At 50.8% G+C, this 26158-nt stretch carries 21 protein-coding genes and 1 riboswitch; of the genes, 17 read left to right on the top strand and 4 right to left on the bottom strand.

Annotated elements, in window-relative coordinates; translation table 11 throughout:
• Positions 1–6: 6 nt before the first annotated feature.
• Positions 7–588: a TetR/AcrR family transcriptional regulator gene (locus ACE3MQ_RS00220; protein WP_379389403.1), complete on the bottom strand. Its 582-nt coding sequence runs from the start codon at positions 586–588 to the stop codon at positions 7–9.
• A 192-nt stretch (positions 589–780) separates the two neighbouring features.
• Between ACE3MQ_RS00220 and ACE3MQ_RS00225 the strand changes: the two genes are divergently transcribed.
• The 6 genes from ACE3MQ_RS00225 (at position 781) to ACE3MQ_RS00250 (ending at position 10724) form a co-directional block, all read left to right on the top strand.
• Entirely contained in the window at positions 781–2946 is a 2166-nt protein-coding gene (locus ACE3MQ_RS00225; protein ID WP_379389405.1) for a (Fe-S)-binding protein, read from the top strand.
• Positions 2947–3030: 84 nt separating this feature from the next.
• Positions 3031–5424, top strand: coding sequence for a 3-hydroxyacyl-CoA dehydrogenase/enoyl-CoA hydratase family protein (locus tag ACE3MQ_RS00230; RefSeq protein ID WP_379389407.1), 2394 nt, complete (start codon positions 3031–3033; stop codon positions 5422–5424).
• Between the two features lie 22 nt (positions 5425–5446).
• Positions 5447–6634, top strand: coding sequence for an acetyl-CoA C-acetyltransferase (locus ACE3MQ_RS00235; protein ID WP_379389409.1), 1188 nt, complete (start codon positions 5447–5449; stop codon positions 6632–6634).
• Positions 6635–6706: 72 nt separating this feature from the next.
• Entirely contained in the window at positions 6707–8494 is a 1788-nt protein-coding gene (locus ACE3MQ_RS00240; RefSeq protein ID WP_379390669.1) for an acyl-CoA dehydrogenase family protein, read from the top strand.
• Positions 8495–8523: 29 nt separating this feature from the next.
• Positions 8524–10203, top strand: a complete 1680-nt coding sequence (locus ACE3MQ_RS00245) for a long-chain-fatty-acid--CoA ligase (RefSeq protein ID WP_379389411.1) — start codon at positions 8524–8526, stop codon at positions 10201–10203.
• Between the two features lie 38 nt (positions 10204–10241).
• Positions 10242–10724, top strand: coding sequence for a PaaI family thioesterase (locus ACE3MQ_RS00250; protein WP_379389413.1), 483 nt, complete (start codon positions 10242–10244; stop codon positions 10722–10724).
• 182 nt (positions 10725–10906) lie between these two features.
• Here the strand turns inward: ACE3MQ_RS00250 and ACE3MQ_RS00255 are convergent, their stop codons facing one another.
• On the bottom strand, positions 10907–12022 hold the full coding sequence (locus tag ACE3MQ_RS00255; RefSeq protein WP_379389416.1) for a hypothetical protein: 1116 nt from the start codon (positions 12020–12022) through the stop codon (positions 10907–10909).
• A gap of 311 nt (positions 12023–12333) precedes the next feature.
• Here ACE3MQ_RS00255 and ACE3MQ_RS00260 point away from each other — a divergent pair, with 311 nt between their 5' ends.
• The 11 genes from ACE3MQ_RS00260 to ACE3MQ_RS00310 all read left to right on the top strand — a co-directional run bounded on the left by ACE3MQ_RS00260 (position 12334) and on the right by ACE3MQ_RS00310 (position 24865).
• On the top strand, positions 12334–13026 hold the full coding sequence (locus ACE3MQ_RS00260; protein WP_379389418.1) for a response regulator transcription factor: 693 nt from the start codon (positions 12334–12336) through the stop codon (positions 13024–13026).
• Positions 13027–13046: 20 nt separating this feature from the next.
• Positions 13047–13718 carry a hypothetical protein gene (locus ACE3MQ_RS00265; protein WP_379389420.1) on the top strand — a complete coding sequence of 224 codons (672 nt, stop codon included), beginning with the start codon at positions 13047–13049 and terminating at the stop codon, positions 13716–13718.
• 45 nt (positions 13719–13763) lie between these two features.
• A complete protein-coding gene (locus ACE3MQ_RS00270) occupies positions 13764–14330 on the top strand; it encodes a peroxiredoxin family protein (protein ID WP_379389422.1) in 567 nt (188 codons plus the stop codon).
• Positions 14331–14382: 52 nt separating this feature from the next.
• A complete protein-coding gene (locus tag ACE3MQ_RS00275) occupies positions 14383–14853 on the top strand; it encodes a pyridoxamine 5'-phosphate oxidase family protein (protein ID WP_379389424.1) in 471 nt (156 codons plus the stop codon).
• Between the two features lie 75 nt (positions 14854–14928).
• Positions 14929–15039: riboswitch (TPP riboswitch) on the top strand.
• A 137-nt stretch (positions 15040–15176) separates the two neighbouring features.
• Positions 15177–16430, top strand: coding sequence for an HAD-IIA family hydrolase (locus ACE3MQ_RS00280; protein WP_379390671.1), 1254 nt, complete (start codon positions 15177–15179; stop codon positions 16428–16430).
• A gap of 143 nt (positions 16431–16573) precedes the next feature.
• Complete coding sequence (locus ACE3MQ_RS00285; RefSeq protein WP_379389426.1) at positions 16574–17647, top strand: hypothetical protein; 1074 nt, start codon at positions 16574–16576, stop codon at positions 17645–17647.
• 72 nt (positions 17648–17719) lie between these two features.
• Positions 17720–19303: an Ig-like domain-containing protein gene (locus tag ACE3MQ_RS00290; RefSeq protein ID WP_379389428.1), complete on the top strand. Its 1584-nt coding sequence runs from the start codon at positions 17720–17722 to the stop codon at positions 19301–19303.
• 111 nt (positions 19304–19414) lie between these two features.
• On the top strand, positions 19415–21001 hold the full coding sequence (locus ACE3MQ_RS00295) for an Ig-like domain-containing protein (RefSeq protein ID WP_379389430.1): 1587 nt from the start codon (positions 19415–19417) through the stop codon (positions 20999–21001).
• An 86-nt stretch (positions 21002–21087) separates the two neighbouring features.
• Positions 21088–22704 carry an Ig-like domain-containing protein gene (locus tag ACE3MQ_RS00300; RefSeq protein ID WP_379389432.1) on the top strand — a complete coding sequence of 539 codons (1617 nt, stop codon included), beginning with the start codon at positions 21088–21090 and terminating at the stop codon, positions 22702–22704.
• 216 nt (positions 22705–22920) lie between these two features.
• On the top strand, positions 22921–23523 hold the full coding sequence (locus tag ACE3MQ_RS00305) for a TetR/AcrR family transcriptional regulator (protein ID WP_379389434.1): 603 nt from the start codon (positions 22921–22923) through the stop codon (positions 23521–23523).
• Positions 23524–23617: 94 nt separating this feature from the next.
• Positions 23618–24865, top strand: a complete 1248-nt coding sequence (locus ACE3MQ_RS00310) for an MFS transporter (protein WP_379389436.1) — start codon at positions 23618–23620, stop codon at positions 24863–24865.
• Positions 24866–24961: 96 nt separating this feature from the next.
• On the opposite strand, the gene ACE3MQ_RS00315 is transcribed toward ACE3MQ_RS00310, so the two are convergent.
• Both ACE3MQ_RS00315 and ACE3MQ_RS00320 read right to left on the bottom strand, forming a co-directional pair.
• On the bottom strand, positions 24962–25129 hold the full coding sequence (locus tag ACE3MQ_RS00315) for a hypothetical protein (protein ID WP_379389438.1): 168 nt from the start codon (positions 25127–25129) through the stop codon (positions 24962–24964).
• Between the two features lie 78 nt (positions 25130–25207).
• Positions 25208–26128: a LysR family transcriptional regulator gene (locus ACE3MQ_RS00320; RefSeq protein WP_379389440.1), complete on the bottom strand. Its 921-nt coding sequence runs from the start codon at positions 26126–26128 to the stop codon at positions 25208–25210.
• Positions 26129–26158 lie beyond the last annotated feature (30 nt).

The raw sequence follows: 26158 nt of genomic DNA on the forward strand, positions 1-26158 counted from the left end.
TGCAGTTTATGTCAAAGCTTTAAGGAAGAATTCTACCGTGCTGCCGACCTGGGCCGAGAGGGAATATTTACGCCCGGAAATGAGCCAGGACGTCACAACCTCATCCATTCCGCCAAAAATAAGGTGGCGCGTAAGCTTGGGATCCAGCTCGGCTCGGAACGATTTCTCCGCCATCCCCTTCTGTATAATATGCTCGATCAATTGAATATAGGGCTTCACGGATAAACCGATCGCTTTGCGCAGCTCAATGGAGCTTTGCCGCAGCTCGATTTGGGTTACATAAGCTAAGTCGACATTGTTCTCGAGCTCTGTGTAGTGGATCTCGCACACTTTGCGCAGCGCCTGAGCGGCTGTGTCGGTCTCTTGAATGCTGCTATTGAACATTTCAACCAGCTTGCCGAGGCGATTCTCGAACAAAGAGATAAGGATATCTTCCTTCTTTTTGAAATATAAATAAATCGTACCGTCGGCTACTCCAGCCTCCTTGGCGATTTTGGACACTTGCGAGCCGTGAAACCCGTTGGCGGCAATGACTTTTTCGGCAGCATCCAAAATCATTTCAAATTTTTCCTGTTTTCTACTTGTCATGAGGTCACCTCAATGTTAATATTTAAACCAACTGAATGAATGGTCATTCATTTTTGTAATCATCTTATGGGAAACGATGGGAAAAGTCAATGTTTGCTCCATAAGATTTTATGAAACCCGTCAATTGTAAACGCTGTCTTAGGCATGTCTTCTCATGGGCTATATCATTCCAGAAGAAAGGACGGAAAGCACATGATGTGGCAGTTGGTGAACTTAGGCTTGTTTCTGACGGTTACTGGACTTTTCGTTTATTGTTTCGCAATCGCTGTCTATCATCGCTATTTGTATTTGCGGCTCGGAAAGCCATCGGATTTCCGGGAGCGCAGCAAGGAGAGGTTCGTTGAATTTCTGGTCGAGGTATTCGGCCAGAAGAAGCTGCTGAAGGATCCGCGGAGCGGTCTGATGCATTTGGTCATTTTTTACGGCTTCATTATTCTGCAGTTCGGCGCCCTTGATTTAATTGTTAAAGGGCTGGCCAAGGGCAGGCATTTGCCGCTCCCCGCTTACGAGCAGTTCGGCTTGCTGCAGGAAATAACGGCGATGCTCATTTTGCTGGCTATGGCTTATGGTGCGTACCGGAGGTACGGCGAGAAGCTGGCCCGATTGAAAAGAGGCTGGAAGCCAAGTCTCGTTATCTTCTTCATCTATTCCCTCATGATCACCGTCCTGTTTTCGCTTGGATTTGAGCGGTTATGGCTCGGACTCGAGCCTGCCGGTTACGCCCCGATTTCCTCACTTATCGCAGCTGCATTTACCGGAATATCGCAGCCTTCCGCTGCTTTCTTCTTCTATCTGTTCTGGTGGCTGCATTTACTCATACTATTATCCTTCCTAGTGTACGTACCTCAATCGAAGCATTTCCATATCATTACTGCACCTATTAACCTGTGGCTGGGCCGCAGCGAGCCGATCGGACGCTTGAGGAAGCTGGATCTCGAGGACGAAGAGGCCGAGAGCTTCGGCGCCGGCAAAATCGAGGATTTCTCGCAAAAGCAGATGCTCGACTTTTACGCTTGCGTGGAATGCGGACGCTGCACGAACGTTTGCCCAGCAGCGAATACCGGCAAAGCCTTGTCCCCGATGCATCTGATTACGAAGCTGCGCGATCATTTGCAGGAGAAGGGGGCCGCGATGACCGGAAAATCCCCTTATGTGCCGAGCTTCGCTTTCTCTGCAGCTGGCGCCCATGCTTTGCAGCTTCAGTCGGAAGCTGAGCTGTCCCAACCTACGTGGAGTGAGGGCAATGGCATTACCCATATCACGCCCACGATGGATTGGCACAAAGCGGCTTGGACGATTCAGAATAAATCGCCCGAGGAGATGGCGCTGATCGGGGAAGTGATGACGGAAGAGGAAATATGGGCCTGCACGACCTGTCGGAATTGCGAGGATCAATGCCCTGTCGGCAATGAGCATGTGGACAAAATTATCGATTTGCGCCGTCACCTCATTCTGATGGAGGGGAGAATGCCGCAGGAGGGACAGCGGGCCATGATGAACATCGAGCGTCAGGGAAATCCGTGGGGGCTCAGCCGGAGCGATCGGGCCAATTGGACGGGAGAGGTCGAGGGTGTCTCGGTGCCTACGGTTCAGGAGAACCCGGAGTTTGAGTATTTGTTTTTTGTCGGATCGATGGGCTCCTATGATCAGCGCAGCCGCAAAATATCCAAAGCCTTCGTTCGTCTCCTGCATGAAGCCCGCGTTAGCTTCGCGATTCTCGGCAACGAGGAGAGAAACTCGGGCGATACGCCGCGGCGGCTTGGCAATGAGCTTGTGTTTCAGCAGCTTTGCCTGGAGAATATCGAGACTTTCCGTAAATATGACGTTCGCAAAATCGTGACGGCCTGTCCGCATACGTTTAATACGCTGAAAAACGAATACCCTGATTTCGGCCTGGAGAATGTGAATGTGCTTCATCATACCCAACTGCTGGAACAATTGGTGGGGGAGGGGCGGCTTACTCCCCGGCATAGCGTGAATGAGCGAATCACTTACCATGATTCGTGCTATCTCGGCAGATACAACAATATCTATGAAGAGCCGAGGGCCGTGCTGCGAGCCATTCCCGGCGTAGAGCTGGTTGAAATGGAGCGCAACCGGGAGAACGGCATGTGCTGCGGTGCCGGAGGCGGACTGATGTGGATGGAGGAGACCAGCGGCAAACGGGTGAATGTCGCCAGAACGGAGCAGGCCCTTGATGTGAATCCAAGCATGATCAGCAGTGCTTGCCCTTACTGCCTAACGATGCTGGAGGATGGAACGAAGCTGAAGGAGGTCGATGAGGCGGTCAAGGCAAAGGATATCGCGGAAATTTTGGAGCTGTCCGTGTTCGGCAGCGGTAATGCGAGTCGTCAATAATCAGGGTTTTCCGGAGGATTTACGGAGGAAAAGGTATTGTCGTTATTCGTTAAATTTACCAAGGTGCACGGGAGGTAAGGAAGCATGGTCAAAAAAATTTCAAATGCGGCCGTGATCGGTTCGGGCATTATGGGATCGGGGATTGCGGCCCAGCTGGCGAATGCGGGAATTTCCTGTTTGCTGCTGGATATCGTACCGGCCCAATTGACGGAGTCCGAAGCGGCCCAAGGGCTGACATTGGAGCATCCCGCGGTACGGAATCGTCTGGCGGCGTCGGCCATCAAGCAGCTGGCAAGAACGAAGCCTGCTCCGCTCTATGACGAGCGGTTCGCAAGCCGGATTACCCCCGGGAATTTGGAGGATCATCTTCACCTCATTTCCGAGGTGGATTGGGTGATTGAGGTCGTGGTCGAGAACCTGGAGGTCAAGCGGAAGCTTCTGAGCGATATCGAGCGTCATTGGAAGCCGGGAATCGTTGTAAGCTCGAACACCTCGGGCATCTCCATCAACGAGATGGCGGCCGGGCGGTCAGCGGCTTTTCAAAGTCATTTCCTCGGGACGCATTTCTTTAATCCGCCCAGATACATGAAGCTGATGGAGATCATCCCCGGGACAAATACCGACTCGGGTGTGGTCGCCAGGATGAGCGAATTCGTGGAGAGAAAGCTGGGCAAGACGGTCGTTCAGGCCAAGGATACGCCGAACTTCATTGCCAACCGGATCGGCACGTATGGGCTGCTCGTCACGCTCCGCGAGATGATCGAGAGAGGCTTGACGGTGGAGGAGGCGGATGCCGTTACCGGGCCTGCCCTGGGCAGACCTAAGAGCGCGACGTTCCGCACGCTGGATCTGGTCGGTCTGGATACATTCGCGCATGTGGCGAACAATGTGTTCAATCAGGTTGCAAACGAGCAGGAGCGGTCGATTTTTGCCATCCCCGATGTGCTGAAGGAGCTGGTTGATCGAGGCTGGCTAGGGGAGAAATCCGGTCAAGGCTTCTATAAAAAGGTGAAGGGAGCCGAAGGGAGCCAAATTCTTGCGCTGGATCTCGCCTCGATGGAATACAGGCCGCAGAAGAAGCCAGCCTCCGGCTCGCTGGAGGCGGCGAAGCTGGCTAAAGGCGCGAAGGCCAAGACGAACGCGCTGCTGGCTGGAGGGGATCGTTACGCTGACTTTGCCTGGAGCGTGCTGAAGCAGGTACTCATCTATTCCGCCGAGAAGATGGGCGAAATCGCGGACAGCATCCGTGAGATCGATGAAGCGATGAAATGGGGCTTCAATTGGGAGCTCGGCCCCTTTGAGACCTGGGATGCCATCGGCCTGTCCCGGTCTGCAGCACGGATGGAGGCCGAGGGGCTGACGATCCCTGTCTGGGTCAAGGAATGGCTTTCGGAGGGACATGAGACGTTTTATAAGAAGGAAAACGGCGTTTTGTTCCAGGCGGCGGGCCGCCAATACAAGGAGGTTGATATTCCGTCTGAAATCATCTCTTTACGGGAGCTGAAGGAGCAAAACAAGGTGGTCAAATCCAACAGCGGCGCAAGTCTGATTGATCTGGGCGATGGCGTGGCCTGCCTGGAATTTCACTCGCCGAACAATGCGATCGGCGGCGACATCCTGGCGATGATTACGCAGAGCGTAGAAGAGGTGCGGCGAAATTTCGCCGGACTGGTCATTGCGAACCAAGGGCGCAACTTTTGCGTTGGCGCGAATCTCATGCTGCTGCTCATGGAGGCGCAGGATGAGGAGTGGGATGAGGTCGATGATATCATCCGACTGTTCCAGAGCACGATGTACAATCTGAAACGGTTCGAGAAGCCGGTGGTTGCCGCCCCGCATCGGATGACGCTTGGCGGGGGAGTCGAAGCGTGCATGCCTGCGGATCAGGTCATTGTGGCGGCGGAGACGTACTATGGATTGGTCGAGGCGGGAGTCGGACTGATACCTGCGGGGGGCGGCTGCAAGGAGCTGGCGCTGCGGGCCAGCCGGCATGCGGGAGCGGACGGAGATCTGCAGCCGCTGATCCAACGGGCCTTTGAAACGATCGGAATGGCGAAGGTATCAAGCAGCGGCCATGATGCTAAGGCGCTTGGGTATTTGCGGGAGCATGATAGCATCGTCGTCCATCCGGACTATTTGATTCATGAAGCGAAGCAGGCGGTGCTTCGGATGTCAGCCGCCGGGTACGAGCCGCCGCTGGAAGAGAGGCTGCGTGTCGTCGGCTCGGAAGGCAAGGCCGTGCTCCAGTTAGGCGCAATCGGCATGAGGGAGGGGTGCTATATCAGCGACCATGATCTGCTTATCGCGAAGAAGCTGGCCCATGTGCTAGCCGGGGGAGACGTTCCGCCGGGCACCTATGTAAGCGAGCAATATATGCTCGATTTGGAGCGGGAGGCGTTCCTTAGCCTCTGCGGCGAACCGAAGACGCGGCAGCGAATGCAGCATATGCTGTCCACGGGCAAGCCGCTGCGCAACTAATGACGAGGGGAGTGAGCAAAGAATGAGGGAAGCAGTAATTGTGTCTATGGCGAGAACCGCTGTCGGCAAGGCGAAGAAAGGCAGCCTGGCGACGGTTCGAGCAGACGATCTTGGCCGTGCCGTTCTTGAGGCGGTGATGGAGAGAGCTCCTGGTCTCTGTAAGGAGGAGGTGGAGGATATTATCATAGGCTGTGCCATGCCGGAGGGAGAGCAGGGGCTGAATTTTGCCCGGATCATGTCGCTGTACGCCGGCTTTCCGGTCACCGTGCCGGCTATGACAATCAATCGCTTCTGCTCTTCCGGATTGCAGTCGATCGCTATGGCGGCAGAACGCATTATGCTGGGCCACGCCGACGTTATCATCGCGGGCGGAGTGGAAAGCATGAGCCATGTACCGATGACCGGCTTCAAGGTTTCGCCGAATCCGCGGATTGTGGAGCATCGGCCGGAAATATACATGGCGATGGGTCATACGGCAGAGCGGGTAGCGGAACGATTCGGAGTCAGCAGAGAGGATCAGGATCAGTTCGCCCTGCGCTCGCATCAGAAAGCGGCGAAGGCGATAGCGGAAGGGAAATTTCGGGATGAGATCGTTCCGCTGCAGGTGGAAGTGAAGTCGGTGGATGACAAGGGGAGGATACAGAGCCGAGCTTTTGTATTTGAGGAAGATGAGGGCGTGCGGAAGGATACGACAATTGACGCGCTGTCCAGACTGAAGCCGGGTTTTAAGCTCGGGGGCATGGTTACGGCAGGCAACACCTCGCAGATGAGCGACGGGGCGGCTGCAGTGGTCGTCATGAGCAAGGAGCATGCCGTGGCAAGGGGCTTAACGCCGCTGGCGACCTTTCGCTCCTTTGCCCTTAGCGGCGTGGAGCCGGAGATGATGGGCATTGGACCGGTTAAAGCGGTCCCGAAGGCGTTGGCGTTGGCCGGCATTTCGCAGGAGGACGTGTCGCTTTATGAAATCAACGAAGCGTTTGCCTCGCAATGCCTTTATATTATCCGCGAGCTGGGCATCAATGAAGAGAAGGTCAATGTGAACGGAGGAGCCATTGCTCTAGGCCATCCGCTCGGCTGTACGGGAACGAAGCTTTCGACCAGCTTGATTTCCGAATTGCGGCGGCGTGGCGGCGGATTCGGCGTAGTAACGATGTGCATCGGCGGAGGCATGGGAGCAGCGGGCGTATTTGAAGTGCATGGCGGTCAGTAACTGGGAATGAGTTAGACGGATATCGCAAAGGAAAGGGAGATGATCAAGGTGAATAAGGAATCAGCCCAAGCGATGAACACGGCGGAATCCACTCGAAAAATTCTAGGCGGAGCATTTGTGATCGAGGATTTGGATCACCGACAAATAACGACGCCCGAGGACTTTACGGAGGAGCACCGCATGATTGCCGAGACGACGGAGGATTTCGTCGCCGCGGAAATTTTGCCGAGGGATGAGGAAATTGAGAAACTGGACTACGACCTCACGGTCAAGCTGCTGAGAAAAGCCGGGGAGGTCGGGCTGCTCAGTGCCGAGGTTCCGGAGAATTACGGCGGAATGGGGCTGGATAAAGTGAGCGCCACCCTGATCAATGAGCGATTGACGAAGGCCTCTTCGTTTGCCCTCTCCGTCGGTGCGCATGTCGGAATCGGTACCCTTCCCATCGTGTATTTCGGGACGGAGGCCCAGAAGCAGAAATATTTACCGCTGCTCGCGACGGGGGAGAAGATTGCCGCCTATTGCCTCACCGAGCCGTCCTCGGGCTCTGACGCGCTAGGTGCGAAGGCCACGGCTGTGTTATCGTCAGACGGCTCGCATTACGTGCTGAATGGGACGAAGCAATTCATAACGAATGCGGGGTTTGCCAATGTTTTTATCGTATATGCCAAGGTGGACGGCAAGGATTTCAGCACATTCATCGTCGAGCGTGAGATGGAGGGCGTAAGTGTAGGGCCGGAGGAGAAGAAGATGGGAATTAAGGGCTCCTCGACTTGTCCGCTTATTCTGGAGGATGTGAAGGTGCCTGCAGATAACCTGCTGTGGGAGGTCGGCAAAGGCCACTTGATCGCCTTCAACATCCTGAACATTGGCCGATTCAAATTAGCGGCCGGGTGTGTTGGAGCAGCTAAGGATGCGATACAATACTCCGCGAAATATGCCAACGAACGCTCGCAATTCGGCCGTCCGATCAGCTCCTTTCCCCTCATTGGCAAAAAGCTGGCGGAGATGAACATCCGAACCTTCGTTTTAGAAAGCATGGTCTACCGGACGGCTGGCTTGTTTGACGTCGGCCTCTCCGAGGTAGACCATCAAAGCGCGGATGTCGGCTACCAGTCGGCTAAGGCCATTGCCGAATATCAGCTGGAGTGCTCGATCAACAAAGTGTTCGGCTCCGAGGTGCTGGATTTTGTCGCGGACGAGGGGGTACAGATACATGGCGGCTATGGCTATATTCAGGAATATCCGATCGAACGGATTTACCGCGATTCCCGAATCAATCGCATATTTGAGGGGACGAATGAAATAAACCGGCTGCTCATCCCCGGCACGCTGATCAAGCGGGCGATGAAGGGAGAGCTGCCTCTAATGCAGAAGGCGATGGCCCTCCAATCGGAGCTGCTCGGCCTAGTGGCGTCCCACACGTTCGAAGGGGCATTGGAGCAGGAAGTCCATATGCTGGCCATGGCCAAGAAAATATTCCTGATGACCGGAGCGGGCGCTGTGCAGAAATACCAACTGAAGCTGGAGCAGGAGCAGGAGGTTTTAAGCACGCTTGCCGATATGATGATATCGATTTATGCCATGGAGAGCGCCTTGTTAAGAACCCGCAAGTTGATGGAAGCGGCCGATGAAGCCAAGGCCGAGCTGCCGATCGCCATGACGACGGCATTCATCCATGAGCAGTTTAGTCAATTTGAAGGATGGGCGAAGGAACTGCTGGCCGTGATGGAATCCGGCGATATGCTGCGCACGCAGCTTTCCGTTCTCAAGAAGCTGACGCGCAGAACGCTGGCAGATACGATCGGCCTAAAGCGGCAAATTGCCGCTAGAGTCATTGATGCCGAGAAATATGTTGTGTAACGAACATCTGAAGATAGGGGTGGCCGGCAATGTCAAACAAACCCTGGTTGAGACATTATCCCGCTGAAGTACCACCGACCTTTAATTATCCTACACATAATCTGGCAAAGTTTCTCGTAGACTCCGCGGCAAATTATCCGGAGAACATCGCAATAGAATTTATGGGCGCAAAAATAAACTACCGCACGCTGCTCGACTCCTGTTACCGTTTTGCGAATGCCCTGCTGAAGCTGGGCATCCGCAAGGGGGAGAGGGTTGCTGTCATGCTCCCCAATTGCCCGCAGGCGGTCATCGCGTATTATGGAACGCTGCTGATGGGCGGGGTCGTTGTGATGACGAACCCACTGTATATGCCGCGAGAGCTGGAGCATCAGCTGAAGGATGCCGATACTCGCATCATCATCACGCTGGATGTGCTCGCCGAGCGTGTGAAGAAATCGATGGGCGAGAATTGGGAGGATCTGAACTATATCCTCGTGGCCTCCATAAAGGATTATTTGCCCTTTCCTAAAAACGTTTTGTATCCCATCAAGGCCAAAAAAGACGGCATGCACGTAAAGATAACCTATAACCAGCGGGTTCTTTCGCTAAAGGAGCAGCTGAAGGAAGCCTCGTCCGAACCGTACGACGCCGACGTGGATGGAGAGCGGGATTTGGCGCTCATTCAATATACAGGGGGAACGACGGGCTTTGCGAAAGGCGTGATGCTGACGCACGCTAATCTTGTGGCGAATACGCTGCAAACCCAGCTGTGGTTCTATCGCGGGCGGATTGCTCAGGAGAAGTATTTGGCAGCGCTTCCGTTCTTTCATGTATTCGGAATGACGGTGCTGCTGAATAAAGCCGTGCATACGGCCGGCACGCTGATTTTGATGCCGAGGTTCGAGGTGGAACAGATTTTGAAGGCCATCGATCGGCAAAAGCCCACTGTATTCCCGGGAGCACCTACGATGTATGTGGCCATCATTAATCATCCGGAAGTACGGAAATATAATTTGTCCTCCATTGATGTGTGCATCAGCGGCGCAGCTCCGCTGCCACTCGAGGTTCAGACGAGATTCGAGGCTTTGACGGGAGGCAAGCTGATCGAAGGGTACGGGTTGACGGAGGCATCGCCCGTCACGCACGCCAATAACATCTGGGAGAAACGGAAGAGCGGCTCGATCGGCATTCCTTTTCCCGATACGGAAGCCCGCATCGTCATTCCGGATACGCTGGAGGACGTCGAGCCGGGTGAGGTTGGCGAGCTCGCCGTCCGCGGGCCCCAGGTGATGAAGGGATATTGGAAGCGGCCGGAGGACACGTACAAAACCTTGAAGGAAGGATGGCTGCTGACCGGTGATCTCGGCCGCATGGATGAGGATGGGTTCTTCTATATTCTTGATCGGCGAAAGGATTTGATCATCGCGGGCGGCTATAACATTTATCCCCGGGAAGTGGAGGAGGTGCTGTTTGAGCACCCTGATGTGGCCGAGGCCATCGTTGCCGGCGTCTTTGATCCTTACCGCGGGGAGACGGTGAAGGCCTACGTCGTTTTGCGCAGCGGCGCTGCTCCGGACGAGGATTCGCTGAAGCAGTGGTGCAAGGAAAAGCTGGCCGCCTACAAAGTGCCTAAAATCTACGAGTTTCGCGAAAGCCTGCCGAAGACATTGGCCGGCAAGGTGCTACGCCGCAAATTGATCGAGGAGGAAGGCGAGAAGCCGGAATAATTGCTAGTCGCCTGCAGCAAAGGGAAAGGAGAACGGCTATGAATGCTGAAACGGAAGACACAAGCGCGTGGCAGCGCAGCATAGAAAAGTGGAATGCGATGGCGAAAAACACATTTTGGGACTATTTGGGCTGCCAAATCGCGGAGATCCGCGAGGGAAAGGTCGTCGTGACCCTTGACATTCAGCCGCACCATCTCAATCTCATCGGCATCGTACATGGCGGAGTGCATGCCACGTTAATCGATTCGGCGATGGGATTGGTCGCCATGCTCGCACGTCCCCGGGATAGCGTAGTGACGACTAATCTCAGCATGAATTATGTAGCAAAGGCCGAACGCGGACGCATTGAAGTTACGGCGGAAATTGTACACAGCTCACGGAAATCCATTTCAACGCAGGCCTATGCCCGTATGCAAAACGGAGAACTATGCGCCTTCGGTACAGGGACGTTTCGTGTCATAGACGGGGGCGAGCCGCAGACCAAGGCTGCAGAGAACGGGAGGGGCAAAGGAGAGACGTGAAAAATTGAACGTCAACAAAATTTGAACGAAGTCCTTATTTTAAGATCAAAGAATAAATAACCGACCTTCGTGTCCATAGTGCGCGTCTTTGATTGCATCCGGTACATCTCATCTCCATGATGCCTGGATGAAGGAATACAGCGAACCATGGATAAGGTCGGTTTTGTTTATGATATGATTCGTTATTCGAGCCGATCCCGGCGATGCAGCAGCTTGAAGCCTACGAATACGATGATGAGAAAAAATCCGCTCGCCAGTACGTCCACTAAAGCTGCTTCATAGTAAATGGATGGAATAGGCCGCCACAGTCTAGCCACCGTTAATCCGGCAAAGCTGACCGCTAGGATCATCAGGATGTCGGCAATGGGCAAATACCATCGCCGCTTTCGTCTCCAATACGTTCTCGATATGATGACGCTCAAGACGGTTAAGACGCTAATAACGGCCGAGGGAGAGCTATCTGCGAACATCTCTTCCTCAATTACCCAATAAGGCATCCATAGCATGGCGTTCAGAAACAAGGCGAACAGGGCAATTCCATACATCGGCCGAAAAATCCGCCGATCATTGCCGGATTGCTGCTGCGCCCGGCGAAGCTTCATTTCCGCGCTTTGCCACATCGGGATATTGTTACGGCGTCTAGTCTCGATATCAGACAAGAGATCGATGGAGCTCAGTGGCGATTTATCCAACTCATGATATCCGCTAATGAAATCAGCCGCGGATGCTTCACTCACATTTTGGTACGTATGAAGCAGAGGGACGTTATGCTCCCTAAACTTATTCACCCATTTCGAAAGATCGCTCCGACTCGCTATGCCAAAAAGGCTGTAATCGATATTTCCATGCTCATCACGCCACTGCATAATAATCTGTGAGCCGACGATGTAATGACCGGGGATATCCTTGTTCCCTGAAGACATATACTGCGTTTTCCGGGCGATGAGAACCTCCTGCATACGCTGGAACGGAATCAAGTGCTCCTCTTCGTGACCGTTCTTTATATTTTTGAAATATGTATAATAGCCATCATCTCTAAGCTCGCTAACAAAAACGAAATCGGTATGAAGCTTACTCCCTATGATCATCATTCGCGTCGCCCACACAATCACGATTCCAACGATCAAGCAAAGAATCGCTCCAAGCCAATCCCCGGTATATACGAAATAGCCTCCAAGAACAAAGGCCCCCGCCCCGATTAATCCGATGATGGAAATAATGACGACATGAGCGAATTTAGCCCATTTCGGAATTTGGTTAGAGTACTTCAAGTCTTCCTTGCTGCGCATTTCTATCAAATATATGCCCCCCTTGCCATATGAAAAAAATTATGTTTTAAAAGATGTTATACGAGCACAGAGGCAGGTAGTTTCGTAAATACTTGAGAATAGGACTATAGTCTTTTTAAACCTAAACGAATTTTCCGAAGCTGACGGATAGAAAGACGGCTTGACATGCGGCTGCAAAAGACATATTATTTTCACATACCCCTAGGGGTATGTTGTTGAATTATTGATGACAACTTTAAAGAATCTTAACAATGTTGCGGTATACTCATAGCCGGATGAATTGTTCGAAATATGCTCCTGTGCGCGAGGGAGGTGTAGGCATGAACACCTTGGGCAAAACGATTCTCATCGTAGAGGATGACGCTAGGCTGAGGCAGCTCATTAAAATTGGCTTGGAAAATGAAGGATATGAAGTATGGGAAGCGGAGAACGGGCTTGCTGGTAAAAATCTTTTCGATCGCTATGACCCTTGCTTCGTTATTACCGATTTGATTATGCCGGGGCTTAGCGGCGAAGAGCTGACCAGCTGGATTCGCGAGCACGCGAAGAGTGACGTGCCCATCATTATGCTGTCCGCTAAAGCAGATGAGGCAGACCGGATTCGAGGCTTGAAGCTGGGGGCGGACGATTACATCACGAAGCCCTTCAGTCTTCCCGAGCTGATCGTTCGGGTAGAGACCGTGCTGCGAAGAACAGAGCATCGCTGCAGCAAAATCAGCTATCGCGGCATTACTCTGAAGCCTCTAAAAAACGAAGCCAAATACGAGGGGCAAAGGATTGCTCTGACCAGGCATGAATTCAAGCTCATGTATTATTTGATGCGTCACCCCAATCAGGTGTTGTCCCGAGAGCAAATCCTGAAGGAGTTATATCCTCATGACGAGAAGACCGTCGTGCTCCGTACGGTTGACGTTCACATCGGCAAGCTAAGGGACAAATTGAACTCGGCAACCGCGGACGGCGGAATGATAGAGACGATCCGCGGGATTGGATATCGGTTCCATGCTTTTTAATAAAGCCATCTATAGTTAGAGTGGAGGGAAATATCATCGGAACGATCTCACTTGGCTCGCTGGTGCTAAGAGCGGATTTGCTCATTTTTCTACTATCGGCTGTTATCGGCTATATTGTCCTATCGATCAGGCTCCGCCATCATGAAGCGGGCAGTTGGATCAAGGATACTTATGTGAACACTCTCGGTATCGGATTCTTCTTGTGGAAATTCAGTATACTATTCTTTGATCCGCTAGAAGCATTCTCAAATCCAATGTCACTGCTGTATTTTACAGGGGGACAACGGGGGTTATGGCTCGGTGTACTGGGAGCGGTTGCATATTTAATCTACAGGGGCTACAGAAACCGGCCGCATATCATTCTGCTTATCAAGGGCGTAGTCTTGGCATACGGTGCTGTACAAGCTGCTAGATTTACGCTGCTTTCCATGTCAGAAGGAATAACGGGCTGGGAGAATCCGCTTTTTGCTCTTCTGTCTGCCGCTTTAGCTATCGCAGCCTGGCTGAAGTTCGAATACCCGACGAAATCGTTTGTCCCGCTTGCATTATGGTACAGCATCGGCTCTGTGGTCATTCCCTTTTTGAACGGGAATCGTGATGTGGTGCTGGTTGGATTTTCTCTGCAGCAGCTGTTATTTGTTCTCTTAGCGATCTTTATACTCATTTTGGATGCTTTATGGGATACCCGATGAATGGGGCTGCGTTTTAGATTACATATAAGGAGGGAGAGAGTAAAGATGAAAAAAAACTGGATTGCCATCATCGTGCTCCTCGGGTTGATCGGCTGGGGAACTTATGATTATGTGGATAAAGCAAATGCCCAAAAGGAAAAATCGGAGCAAGCGGCCGAAGAGGATGAGTCTATTCCCGTTGGCTTGAAGATCGGCAACCGGGCGCCGAATTTCACCTTGCAAAATCTCGACGGTGAAGAGGTTCAACTGTCGGATTACCGCGGAAAGACGGTGCTGCTCAATTTTTGGGCGAGCTGGTGCCCGCCGTGCCGGATCGAGATGCCGCACATGGAGAAGTTCTATACTAAATACGCAAGCAAGGATGCGGTTGTACTGGCGGTAAATATGACTCATCTTGAGGAGAGTCAGGAGAACGTGAAAGCTTTTATCGAGGATTTTGGCCTAACCTTTCCGCATGCGCTCGATCTGACGGGACGAATTACCGATCAATATCAGGTCATTGCTTATCCAACGACTTATGTGCTTGATTCCAAGGGCGTAATTTCGCAAAGAATTCAGGGAGCCATCGATTACAATGGAATGAAGGAAGCTTATTCGAAAGCGGCGAAATAGAAGATAGCATCAGCATTGCGGTCGAAGATTGATAAAAGCATGGAGGAAAATAATGAATAATGACGTTGCAGCCCTGTCCCCTCATTTGTATACGCTGTTCAATGGGCAGGATTTATCGCAGAAGCAGCATGAAGCCTTTATGCTGCTAACCGCTGCGGAGCAAAATTGGCCGCATGCGGCGATGCTCAGCGTAGGCGAAATCGTCGCACTGAGCCGGACAACGCTTCGGCTCAGTTTATGGGAAAATACAACTACGACGCGCAATATCCTTCGAACTGGGCAAGCGACGTTAGTGGCTTTTTCCAATCAGTCCGCATGTTATATCCAATTATCCCTGTCGAGGCTCCCTAAGCTTGCAAACGCCAGGCATCCGCGTACTCGGTTCGAAGCTGAGGTCGTATCCTGCCGGGAGGATAAGGCCAAATACGCGGACATCACCTCCGGCGTGCAAATTCAGCTAAAGGAGCCCGTTACGGTGTTGGAACGGTGGGAAGAGAGTCTTCGGGAGCTGCTGCAGGACTAACCCGGATCGACAGGGTTTATGGACGGGTAAATGGAATTGTGCTATCCTCGTATGGAATAGACGGATAATAGAATAATAAATTGCTAGGGGTGCTTTTGTGGTAAAAGCTGAGAAAAGGCTGGAAGTCTTTAACCCTTTGAACCTGATCTGGATGATGCCAGCGTAGGGAAGTGATAGGGGTTAGGGTCTGAGCCGTAATGTGCATATCCTATCGTTAATACGCCACTTCCAATGGAAGTGTTTTTTTTGTTTCTGGATGGTTCGAAAGCTATTATTATTCCAAAAAAGTTGTGAAGAAAAACAGTAGTGAGGAGAGAAAAATGATGCTTGCAGGTGAATTTGATGTGTTTCTGTTTGATTTGGACGGAGTCGTTTATATCGGCTCTGAGCCGCTTCCAGGAGCGGTGCAAGCGCTTGGACGTTTACGTCAAGGCAACAAGGAAATCCGTTTTTTAACGAATGATCCTTGTACGACACGAGAGAAAACGGCAGCTAAGCTGAATCGATTAGGAATTGAAGCCGCCCCTGAAGAAATCGTCACGTCCAGTTGGGCTACGGCTCAATTTTTAAGCAAGGAGAAGATCAAATCCATTCTTCTACTGGGAGATGAACATTTAAAATGGGAATGTGAGCAGGCTGGCGTGCGTGTTATCCATACCGGCGAAGAGGATATCGATACGGAAGCTGTCGTTGTAGGCTGGGATGACCAAATCTCCTTCCATGATATCCAGAAAGCGGTTCAGCTCATTCATAAAGGCGTGAAATTTGTGGCTGCGAGTGCAGACAGGATATTTCCGACCCCGGAAGGGCCTTCTCCCGGAGTGGGTGCAATAGTAGAAGCCATTCGGGTGTCTACGGATCGGAAGCCTTTTGTAGTAGGCAAACCCTCCCCTTATATGTTTGCAGCCGCGCTAGACTCTTTCTCATCGTCAACGAGGGTCGTTATGGTGGGCGACAATCCGTACACCGATATCTTAGGGGCGCATCAGGCGGGCATTTCGGCTATTCTGGTCAGTCAGCATACGAGAAGCGTATTCCCTTCCGCAAAAGATTTCCGCAATCCCGACGCTGTTATACCTGATTTAATGAGTTTATTTGCTGATCATATATCGATCCGTCCATGGATCAGGCCACCCTTCTGCTGGCCTGATCATATTAAAGCAGGCGTGGCTGGCATCATTTTGGATCAGAATCGGCGCGTGCTATTGATGAAGCGTGCGGATAACGGCTTATGGGGTATTCCATCCGGCCATGTAGAGCCGGGAGAGACCGTTGAAGAAGCCATCATTAGAGAAATTCAGGAAGAAACCGGGTTAGTAGTGACGGTTGCCCGGCTCATCGGCGTTTACTCCGATCCCGAGTCTCAGGTATTCGCGTATCCGAATGGAGAAGTGAGCCATTTCATTACGACCTGCTTCGAATGCAAGATCGTGGGGGGCAGGCTGAACAAGCATAACGATGAAACGCTGGATGTCGATTATTTTGCATTTGACGGGCTGCCAGAGGAACTGCTGCCTATGCATCCAAACTGGCTTAAGGATGCCTTGGCTGAAAAAAAGACTTCCTACATTCGCTAAATATAATTCGGAAAATATGGTAAATTATAACGAAACTTCCAACGGTAAATGTAGTCTAAATATATGTACTCCATACTTAAATATCAGGAGGTGGTATACATAGCTTGTCATGTTTCCAAATTCATGATGATTGGAGGAAAATGATGACTTTAGAACATGGATGGACAAAAGCATGGTATTCCCTTGTGGTCGCAGCGCTACTTGCTGCAAACCTCTTCGTTGGCACCACCGCCGCCAGCCCTCTAAGCGGACAAGAGCCGGATGAGGAATGGGAGATCAATTTTAGCGGTAACGGCATTAAAATTTTTGACATTTATGAGACGGATGAAGGCTATACGCTGATCGGGACGAAGAACAAGAAGCAAGCCTACCTAGTAAGAACGGATGCCGCTGGAAATGTGGTCTGGGAGAAAGTGCTGGATCTAAGAACCAGCGATCATCATCAGGTGATCATTACAGCAGCATATTATACGGATGAAGGGGGATACCTTCTCGGAGGCACTGTCCCAGGTTATGAATCTTATTACTATATTGCCAGAACAGATGAGGACGGCGTTGTTGTTTGGGACAAGGAAAAGTTCAATCAGGATTATGTGGAATTTGAGGATCTCCGAGAGACAAAGGACGGAGGCATGATTTATTCTTATAATTCGGGTCAATCCACATCCTATATCGTGAAGCTTGATGCTACAGGGGCGCATCAGTGGCAAAATGAGCTAACCATGACAAAATACGACCCTCATGTGGCCATAGAATCCATTCATCAGACGGCAGACGGTGGCTATATCGCCGGAGCCTTCCGCAGCGGCGCGTATATTCTGTGGAAGCTGAATGCTTCGGGACAATCAGAATGGATTAACTCTCATGGCGACGGGATCGGATGGGTCGTGCCAACATCAAACAACGGTTTTGCGATAATTAATTATGATCGCTGGCTGAATCGATCTGTCCTTTTCGTCACCAATCATAACGGACAAAGCTACTTAAGCAAAGATCTTGGCATTAACGGTACGGCAAGATCGATTGAACTATCGCCGGAAGGCGGCTATTTAATCGGTCTCTCTAATGCGGTCATTGCCTGTGATGCACAGGGCAACGTGCTATGGAGCAAGCCGGTAAGTCAATTAACAAAAGCGCTGCCGACACGAGACGGCGGGGTCGTATATCTCACCTCTTATGAGAAGGTGATTAAGCTTGCGGCCGAATCGGCCCACTAACCGGAGATTGATCAGCTTGGGATATCTAATACGAGTACAGTCATACATTCTTAAATCTTGGAGGAGAGAATTATGAATAAGGCATATGTACTTTTGAATCAAAGGATATTCATCTTGCTGTTAGCCCTTACGCTAGTATGGGTTCTGCCAGCGGGACAGGCCGCGGCTTCTGAAGTTCAGGTAAATTTGCAATGGGAACGGGACTTTGGGGCAAGTATTCAACTTATCAATGTGCAGGATACCGGTAATGGATATTCGGTCGTCGGCGTGAATAAGGATACGAGAAGCGCTTATTTAGCTAAACTATATGCAGACGGGACGGTTTATTGGGACAAGGAACTGGAGCTTAGAAACGAATATGGCAAGATCGCAAATTTGGAGTCAGCGGGCTTTACGCAGGACGGCGGCTATATTCTAGGTGCTACCGTTACGAAGGAGCATCCACGATACAGCGATTATTATGCGGCAAAAATCTCTCCTGACGGCTCGGTAGAATGGAAAATCGAATATCCATCAGGGGCTCATGCTTCCTTTGATGATATTCATCAGGCCAAGGACGGGGGATTCTTGTATGCGAACAATACAGAGGGCTGGCTCGCGGGATTTTTCCAGGTAAACGCCGGTAAGCTCGATGCCCATGGAAGCAAACAGTGGAGCAGAGGTCTTGGCAGCGGCGGGGCCATGAGTCCATTGCTGCATGCCGACCAGATTATGGAGTTAACTGACGGCAGCTACCTCATCTCCGGATATAAGGACGGCAGGACATATATTTGGAGATTGGATGCTGACGCTAACCTTATACAATCGAAGGAGTACCCTTCGCTTACAGCAAGCAAAGCAGTAGCCACAGATGACGGTGGATATGTTCTGGCCGGTACGGAGCTGGGGCTTATTACGCTGTACAAGAATAATGCTTCGGACGAAAACATATCCGTTCAAGCGCTGGCCTTGACGGGGCAAGTTGAGTCTCTCCACACGACATCAAAAGGCGGTTACTTGCTCGGAACCTCAAAAGGCGTATATGAAACAAATTCTAGTGGAGATTTACTGTGGTCCTATGAGGACAGCGGAATTCGGAAGGCAATTCCAGCTTCAGACGGAGGCACTGCCGTAATCTCCGGCGGAAAAATAATAAAGCTTGGCGGGAGCATTGCTAGGCTGGAGTTTGATTCTCACAGCTATAGCTTGATTGAAGGTCAGACGCTGGACACGGTACTCACGGCAGTCTATGGCAGTGAGAGAAAAACGGTCACTAATCTTGACCAGGTCGTTTTCTCATCGGATGACGAGTCGATCGTTACGATTGACTCCTATGGGAATATCACCGGTCATAAGGTAGGTTCGACCTATATAAGGGCTACGTTGACCGGTTTAGAGGCCATAGCAGAGGTGCACGTTTTTAATACGTATCAAGCTCTGCAATTAGACTCAAACGAATACAGTGTCAATATAGGCGAACCGATAGATTTGGCCGTTACCTACTTGGAAGGAGCGAGCCAATTTGACGTAACGAGGGAAAGTGCGTTTAGTACGAGTGATCCTTCTATAGCGATCGTGGACATAGAAGGGAACATTATAGGCTTGAAGCGGGGACAGACGATTTTGACGGTGACCTATAACGGACTTGAGGCCACAGCCGTTGTTAATGTGTATTGACAAAAAGGGGTTAAGCTTAAAGGACGAGCCGTCCTCTAACCGAATATCTTTCTCTATGAATATCTAGCTGCGAGTACAGTCATACATTCTTTTATCCAGGAGGAGAGAATTATGAACAAAGCTCATGTACTTTTGAATCAAAGGATATTCATTTTGCTGTTGGCCATCGTTTTGGGATGGTGCTTGCCGGCGGGTCCGGCGACAGCTTCCGAAGCTGCGGGAACGCTGGAATGGGAAAGGGATTTCGGGCCGGATATAGGGCTCATCAATGTATTTGATACCGGTAATGGATACTCGGTCATTGGCGTAGATAATGAATCGCATCTCGCATATATTGCCAAGCTCAGCACAGACGGGACGATTTATTGGGATAAGGAGCTGGAGCTTCTTACATCCAAGGGCATCCGTGCCGTGCTTGAGGCGGCAAGTACTACACGAGATGGCGGATATATCTTGGGTGCTACGATTCCGGGCAGCCATTCCCGGTCAAGCGATTTTTATGCCGCAAGAATTACTCCAGAAGGATCGCTGAAATGGGACACCGAATACCAGTCGGGAGCCCATGCCTCCTTTGATGATATTCATGAATCGAGGGACGGGGGATTTTTGTACGCCAATAATGCAGAGAGCTTATTTCTTTCGGGATTTTTTAGGGCAACGATCGGCAAGTTTAATGCCGATGGCAGCTTGGCTTGGGTCAGGGAGCTAGGCCGCGGCGCAGCGAGAGATCCCCTTGTGCGCAACGATCAGATCATTGAGCTGGAAGACGGGAGCTACCTCATCTCTGGAAGCAAAAACGGCAAGGCGTATGTATGGAGATTCGATGATAACGTTAACTTGAACTATTCGAAGGAATACCGTCAGCTCTTAGCAGGCAGAGCAGCAACTGCGGATGACGGCGGCTATACCCTTGCCGGCACGCAGCAAGAGCATATTACGCTGTACAAGCATAATAAAGCGGACGAGAACGTATCCGTTCAAACCCTGGATTTGACGGGACAAGTCGAGGCTTTGCATTCAACCTCCCAAGGGGGGTACTTATTAGGAACTTCGGAAGGGGTATATGAAATAAATTCGAACGGGGATATCCTCTGGATCTACGAGTTGAGCGGAGTGCGCCAGGCCATTCCAACGGCAGACGGCGGTGCCGCGGTAATCTCCGGCGGAAAGTTGCTAAAGCTTGGCAGCAGCATAGACAGGCTGGAATTTGATTCGCCTGACTACAGCTTGATTGAAGGACAAACGTTGGATACGGTGCTTACGGCTGTCTATGGCGGCGAAAGAAAAGTAGTCGCTAACCTGAACCAGGTCGTGTTCTCTTCGGATGACGAGTCGATCGTTACGATAGACCCGGAAGGAAATATTACCGGCCAAAAGCTGGGTTCAACCTATATAAGGGCTGCGCTGAATGGTGCAGAGGCAGTCGCAAGGGTGCACGTATTTAAAACGCATAAGTCTCTGCAGCTGGACTCCAGCGAATATCAAATCAATGTCGGGCAACCGATTGATTTGATCGTTACTTACTTCGAAGGAGCGAGCCGGAGCAATGTGACGACAGAGAGCTCGTTTAGCACGAGCGATCCATCTGTTGCCATAGTGGATGAAGATGGGAAACTTATAGGCTTACAGCAGGGACAGACGATTCTTAAAGCGACCTATAACGGATTAGAAGCCTCGGCTATTGTTGATGTGTATTAAAACAACTGAATCCAATAAGTCTTTATATTTCATTAGCCGTCGGCCCTTGTTCAGATCGGCGGTTATCCAAGATTGGAGGAGAGGCGATGAAAAAACGCAGTGCAATGGCTGGAGGAAGCCGAAAATCAATCCTGTGCATGCTAATTGCTGCGCTTGTATCCCTGTGGCCGTCTACTTTGTTTGCTATGTCTCCGCCTGATGAGCAGCCTAGCGTGGAGTGGAGCCATAAGTACGGCAGCTATATCAAGGTACATCATTTGAATCAAACGGATCAGGGATATTATTTGGCAGGGGTCGCGCTAAGGGATCTGGTGAATTTATCTTGGGTGGACAGGACGGGCCTGCTTGAGCAGAGCACGACGTTTTACTTAACCGGCGATAACGGAAAACGCGTAACGATAACGTCCGCGATGCCTACAAGTGACGGCGGATTTATTCTTAGCGGAACCTATCCCGAATTCTATTACTTTGACTCGATTTCCTATGCGGCGAAAATAGATGCTGCCGGGGAGCTGGAGTGGAGTAAAGCTTTTATCAGGGATATTGGATATGCGGAGTTATATGAAATCAAGGAGGATGCCGCCGGAAACTTTATTTATTCCTTGACTCAATCGGGCGAGCCGATGTTTATGGTGGTGGGGCAACTGGACGCGAACGGCCAGGAGGTTTGGGAAACTACGCTGAAATCCGGCACCTTCTTTGAGCTATGGAATATGGATACGTTCTCGATTGAGCAATCCCGGGAAGGGGAATATACCGTGATTTCATCCCATCGAGGCAAGCTGGATATTTATAATCTGGACGGGGCGGGGGAAGTGGCTTGGCATAAGAGCTACGACGGATTTAAACCTTCTGTAGGAATCTCCCTCGGTCATGGCGGATATGCGATCGTTTCCTCTGATTATCGTACGGACACCGTGTTGACGCTGATAAATTCATCGGGTGAAATGGTAAGGACGCAAAATTATGGGGTTCAGGGGAAAGCTCTTTCCTTGGAAATGATGGACGATGGCGGATTTTTGATAGGAACGGTAAGAGGGGCGCTCAAGACGGATGGGGAAGGGAATCTTCAGTGGGCAAAAACCGACCTTGAATGGATAACCACGGTTGTTCCTACCCATGATGGCGGCACCATATTGCTTACGCAGTACGGCAATATCATCAAACTGTCGGCTCCAGCCCATTCCGAACAGATCAGGTCATTAGCTTTTGATTCAGACAGCTACAGCCTGAGTGTTAATCAGACGCTGGATACCGTCGTGACCGCGGTTTACGGTCATGGGGAGCTGGGAAATGTCACCGGACAGGTCACTTATGCCTCGTCCGATCCCTCCATAGTCTCTATCGATTCGGCAGGGAATATTACCGGTCTGCGGCTTGGAGAGGCAACGATAACCGCCGAGTCCTCTGGAGTGGAGGCAAGCGCGATCGTGTATGTCTACGGCTCTGCGCCCCAAGCCAGGCTGCAGTTGGATTCCAGCGAATACAGCCTGTCCGTGGGCCAGACGCTGGATTTGGTAGTAACTTATATCCGGGGAGATCACAGCTCGATCGTACCCCCCGATAGTTTTCTGATTTCCGCCGAACCGGCGATTGTGGCCGTAGATTCGGAGGGGAATATTACGGGGGCAGGTAGAGGGCAGACGATTTTAACGGTTACGTACGAGGGGCTTGAAGCGACAGCGGTCGTTGACGTGTATTAGTGTGAACAGCCAATCGTTTGTTCATGGATATGGACAAACGATTGGCTGTTATTAAGTCCTGCCTATCCAAGGGCTGATTCTTAATGATCTTGTCCTTGATGGCTGAGGGATGCAAGCTTCGGAGCCTTTTTTGCTTACTATTGCGAAACAGAATATTATGCTCTATTATTTAATTAGACCGGTCGGTCAGTATAATTGTGTCAGGTGGTTATAGCAATGGCTCGAAGAACACCCGAGGAAGCAGAACGTACTAAGAGGCATATCATGGACAGTGCCAGGGAATTGTTTATTCGCAAGGGCTACGGCGCGACGTCGATGGAGGATATTCGGACACTGTCCGGCGTAAGCAAAGGGAGTATTTATTATCATTATAAGAGCAAGGAACAGCTTTTCATTCAATTGTTAGAGCGAATGATGCTGGAGTGGGAGGAAGAATGGAGGAATATTGAGCGCCCCGAAATGACGGCAACAGAGAAGTTGTACGCGCTGGCGGAACACTACGCGAACAGCTTCGATAATCCTCTGGTCAGTGCGAGCGAGGAATTCGCCGGGAGCTATGGCAGTGATCCTGAAGTGCTCGAAAAGATATTTGATATCAATCGGCAGCACTATCCTCTGATTCGCGAGATATTGGAAGCAGGAATGAGAAGCGGAGAATTCCGGGAGGAAGAGCTGGATTCGTTAACCTTGATCCTGGTGGGGCTTATTAATGGTCTTGGGATTACTTACTATGAGAAATTGTCCAAATCGGAAGTGCTGGCGATACATCGCAAGGCTGTAGATGTGTTTCTGCTAGGCATTTCTTCACGCAGCGGTTAAAGCAAGAGTCGGTTATAGAGAGTAGATATGATCATGCTCTCTAATAACTATTAAACTGAACGGTCGAATTAATTGAATTGATGGAGGTTGATTTATGGATTCACTTTTTCGCAATCGGGTATTTCTTATCGTGGCTACGGCAGATTTGCTGCAGCAGCTCGGTATATGGATCAGGAATATGGCTTTACTATTCTATATTATGGAGCAGACGAATAATAATCCAACCGCGGTTTCCTTGTTAACCGTATTTGAATATTTGCCCATTTTTATTTTCTCGCTACTTGGCGGTACATTTGCGGATCGGTGGAACCCGAAACGAACGGTAATTATCGGGGACTTGCTGAGTGCAGTATCGGTTGTCCTTATTCTGGCCTTAGTTATGGCGGGATGGTGGCAAGCCGTCTTTGCAGCGACCGTCGTGTCTGCTGTCGTAAGCCAATTCTCGCAGCCGTCTTCTGCCGTGCTGTTTAAGCGTCATGTCCCCGAAAAATTCATCGGCATGGCTATTGGGATAACACAGAGCTTGATGGCGATTTTTCTCATTTTCGGGCCGATTGTAGGAACTCTTGTTTATACACAGCTTGGCATTCAAGCTTCACTTGTGGCATTGATCGGTATTTTTATGTCGGCAGCACTGCTTCAGATCGCGTTGCCTGCTTCTCCGCGAGACAGGACGTCGTCTTCAGCCACGGTGTGGAAGGACATGGGGGAAGGAATCCGTTATGTTCAACGGTCGGCCAATTTGCGGATCATCGCGATAATGTTCCTGATTATGGGGGTTGGTATCGGAATCACACAGCCGTTGGACGTCTTTGTGACGATGGAGCGGCTGGGCTTGCCCAAGGAGGCTGTTCAATGGTTTGAAGCTGCCGCTGGCATAGGCGTACTGCTTGGGGGAGCTATCGCCGCAGCGTCGATGCGCTGGGTAGAGCGCCATCGCAGCAAAATCATTCCTTTAGCTTTAACCTGGATGTCCATTGCTACCATGATCGAGGTGCTTTCGTTGTGGCCGCTGCTCACCGGAACCGTTCGATTGCTGCTTGGCATTGTACTTAGCTTCTTTCAAGTTATTTTTGGTGCATTGATGATTCAAGGCGTTGAAGAGAAGTATATAGGTCGTGTTAATGGTGTAATTATGCCATTGATGACGGCAGGCATACTTATCGGCTCCGCTTCAGCGGGTTTTTTGGCGGAGTCAATCATGCTATTCGGCGCATACGGGGTGTCGGCCGTTTTGACCCTAATATGTGCATTTCTTTCCATACGCTTGCAAACGGAGGGAATATCGAAATACACCATCGAGAAGAAAGCTGGCGATGTAGCAGGCGAGCAGCCCCATTGAAAATTTAAAATTCTACAATCTAAAAAAAACACCCAAGGAAGCAGAGAAGGCATTTTGAATATGCCCTGTCTATTTCCTTGGGTGCCGGTGTGCTGCTTATTTATGTTCGGATTCGTCGTTATCGACAAACGCAACGGGCTTGCCCACCCATTCCTCAGCCTGCGGCTCAATATCCTTGCCGCTTTCGATTTTTTTCTTCTCGGCTAAAGAATCGCCTTTCTCATCAAGCTTGTTACGGATTTGATCTTCGGATTGTTGATCCATTATAGAAGCCTCCTTCTTTAGGCAAAGTTGATTCTGTCCCTATTTATAGTTACCCTTTGCTCGGCATTACAAACATGATTACATGGAAGATTGCAGGGAATGGATCAGCAGCTCCATAAATTGCTTCGCGCTAATCGATAAAGACATGTCACGGCGGGTGGCGACCGTGATGGAGCGCAAAGGGATTGGTTCTGCGATTTGCAGCTCGAACAACGTTCCATCGTGCAGTTCCTGTGTAGCGAAGGAGCGTGCGACGAAGGCAGCACCATAGCCTCGTTTTGCGAATTCGATCAGCATATCCAGGCTGCCGAGTTCAATGTCAACCTGGGCTTCAATCCCCAGGGCATGAAGCCATTTCTCAACGAAATGGCGCGTACTGCTGTCTTTGGAGAATAAGAGCAGCGGAATTTGCTGAAGCTCACTGGCGCTAAGCTGCTTCTCGGCAAAATGACGATAGGCTGATCCGACAACGAAAATCTGCTGCTGTGAAATAAGATGATTGGAGACAAGTCTCTCATCGCTCAGCGGCAAATGGACAAGGCCGATATCGATTTGACCCTCCAGCAGCTGGTGCTGGATATCGCTGCTTTTTCCCTGGGATAAGCGAATTCTGACCTCGGGATACTGCTCGTGAAATTGATCCAGTGCCGGCAGGAGAAGGTGCTTGATCATCGGGCCGCTTGCGCCGACCCGAAGCTCGCCGCTTGATAATGTTTTAAGATTCGCTATTTTCTGCTCCCCGGCGTGGAGCAAGGCGAAGGATTGTTCCACGTATTCGAGCAATGCACAGCCTTCCGGCGTTAATTTCACGCCCTTGGAAAGGCGATCGAACAATTTGACATCAAGACGGGATTCGAGCTGCTTGATTGCATAGCTCACGGACGGCTGAGTGATATGCAGCTGCTGGGCCGCCTTGGTCAGATTGCCGAGGCGTGCGGTATGCAGGAAAATGCGATACAGCTCGATATTAACTTGATTCATAGGATAAATTTGATTCATTTGATTTCACCTGCTTTTATCGATGTCCTT

It is taken from the genome of Paenibacillus lentus (assembly GCF_042714055.1).
GTDB lineage: Bacteria > Bacillota > Bacilli > Paenibacillales > Paenibacillaceae > Fontibacillus > Fontibacillus lentus_A.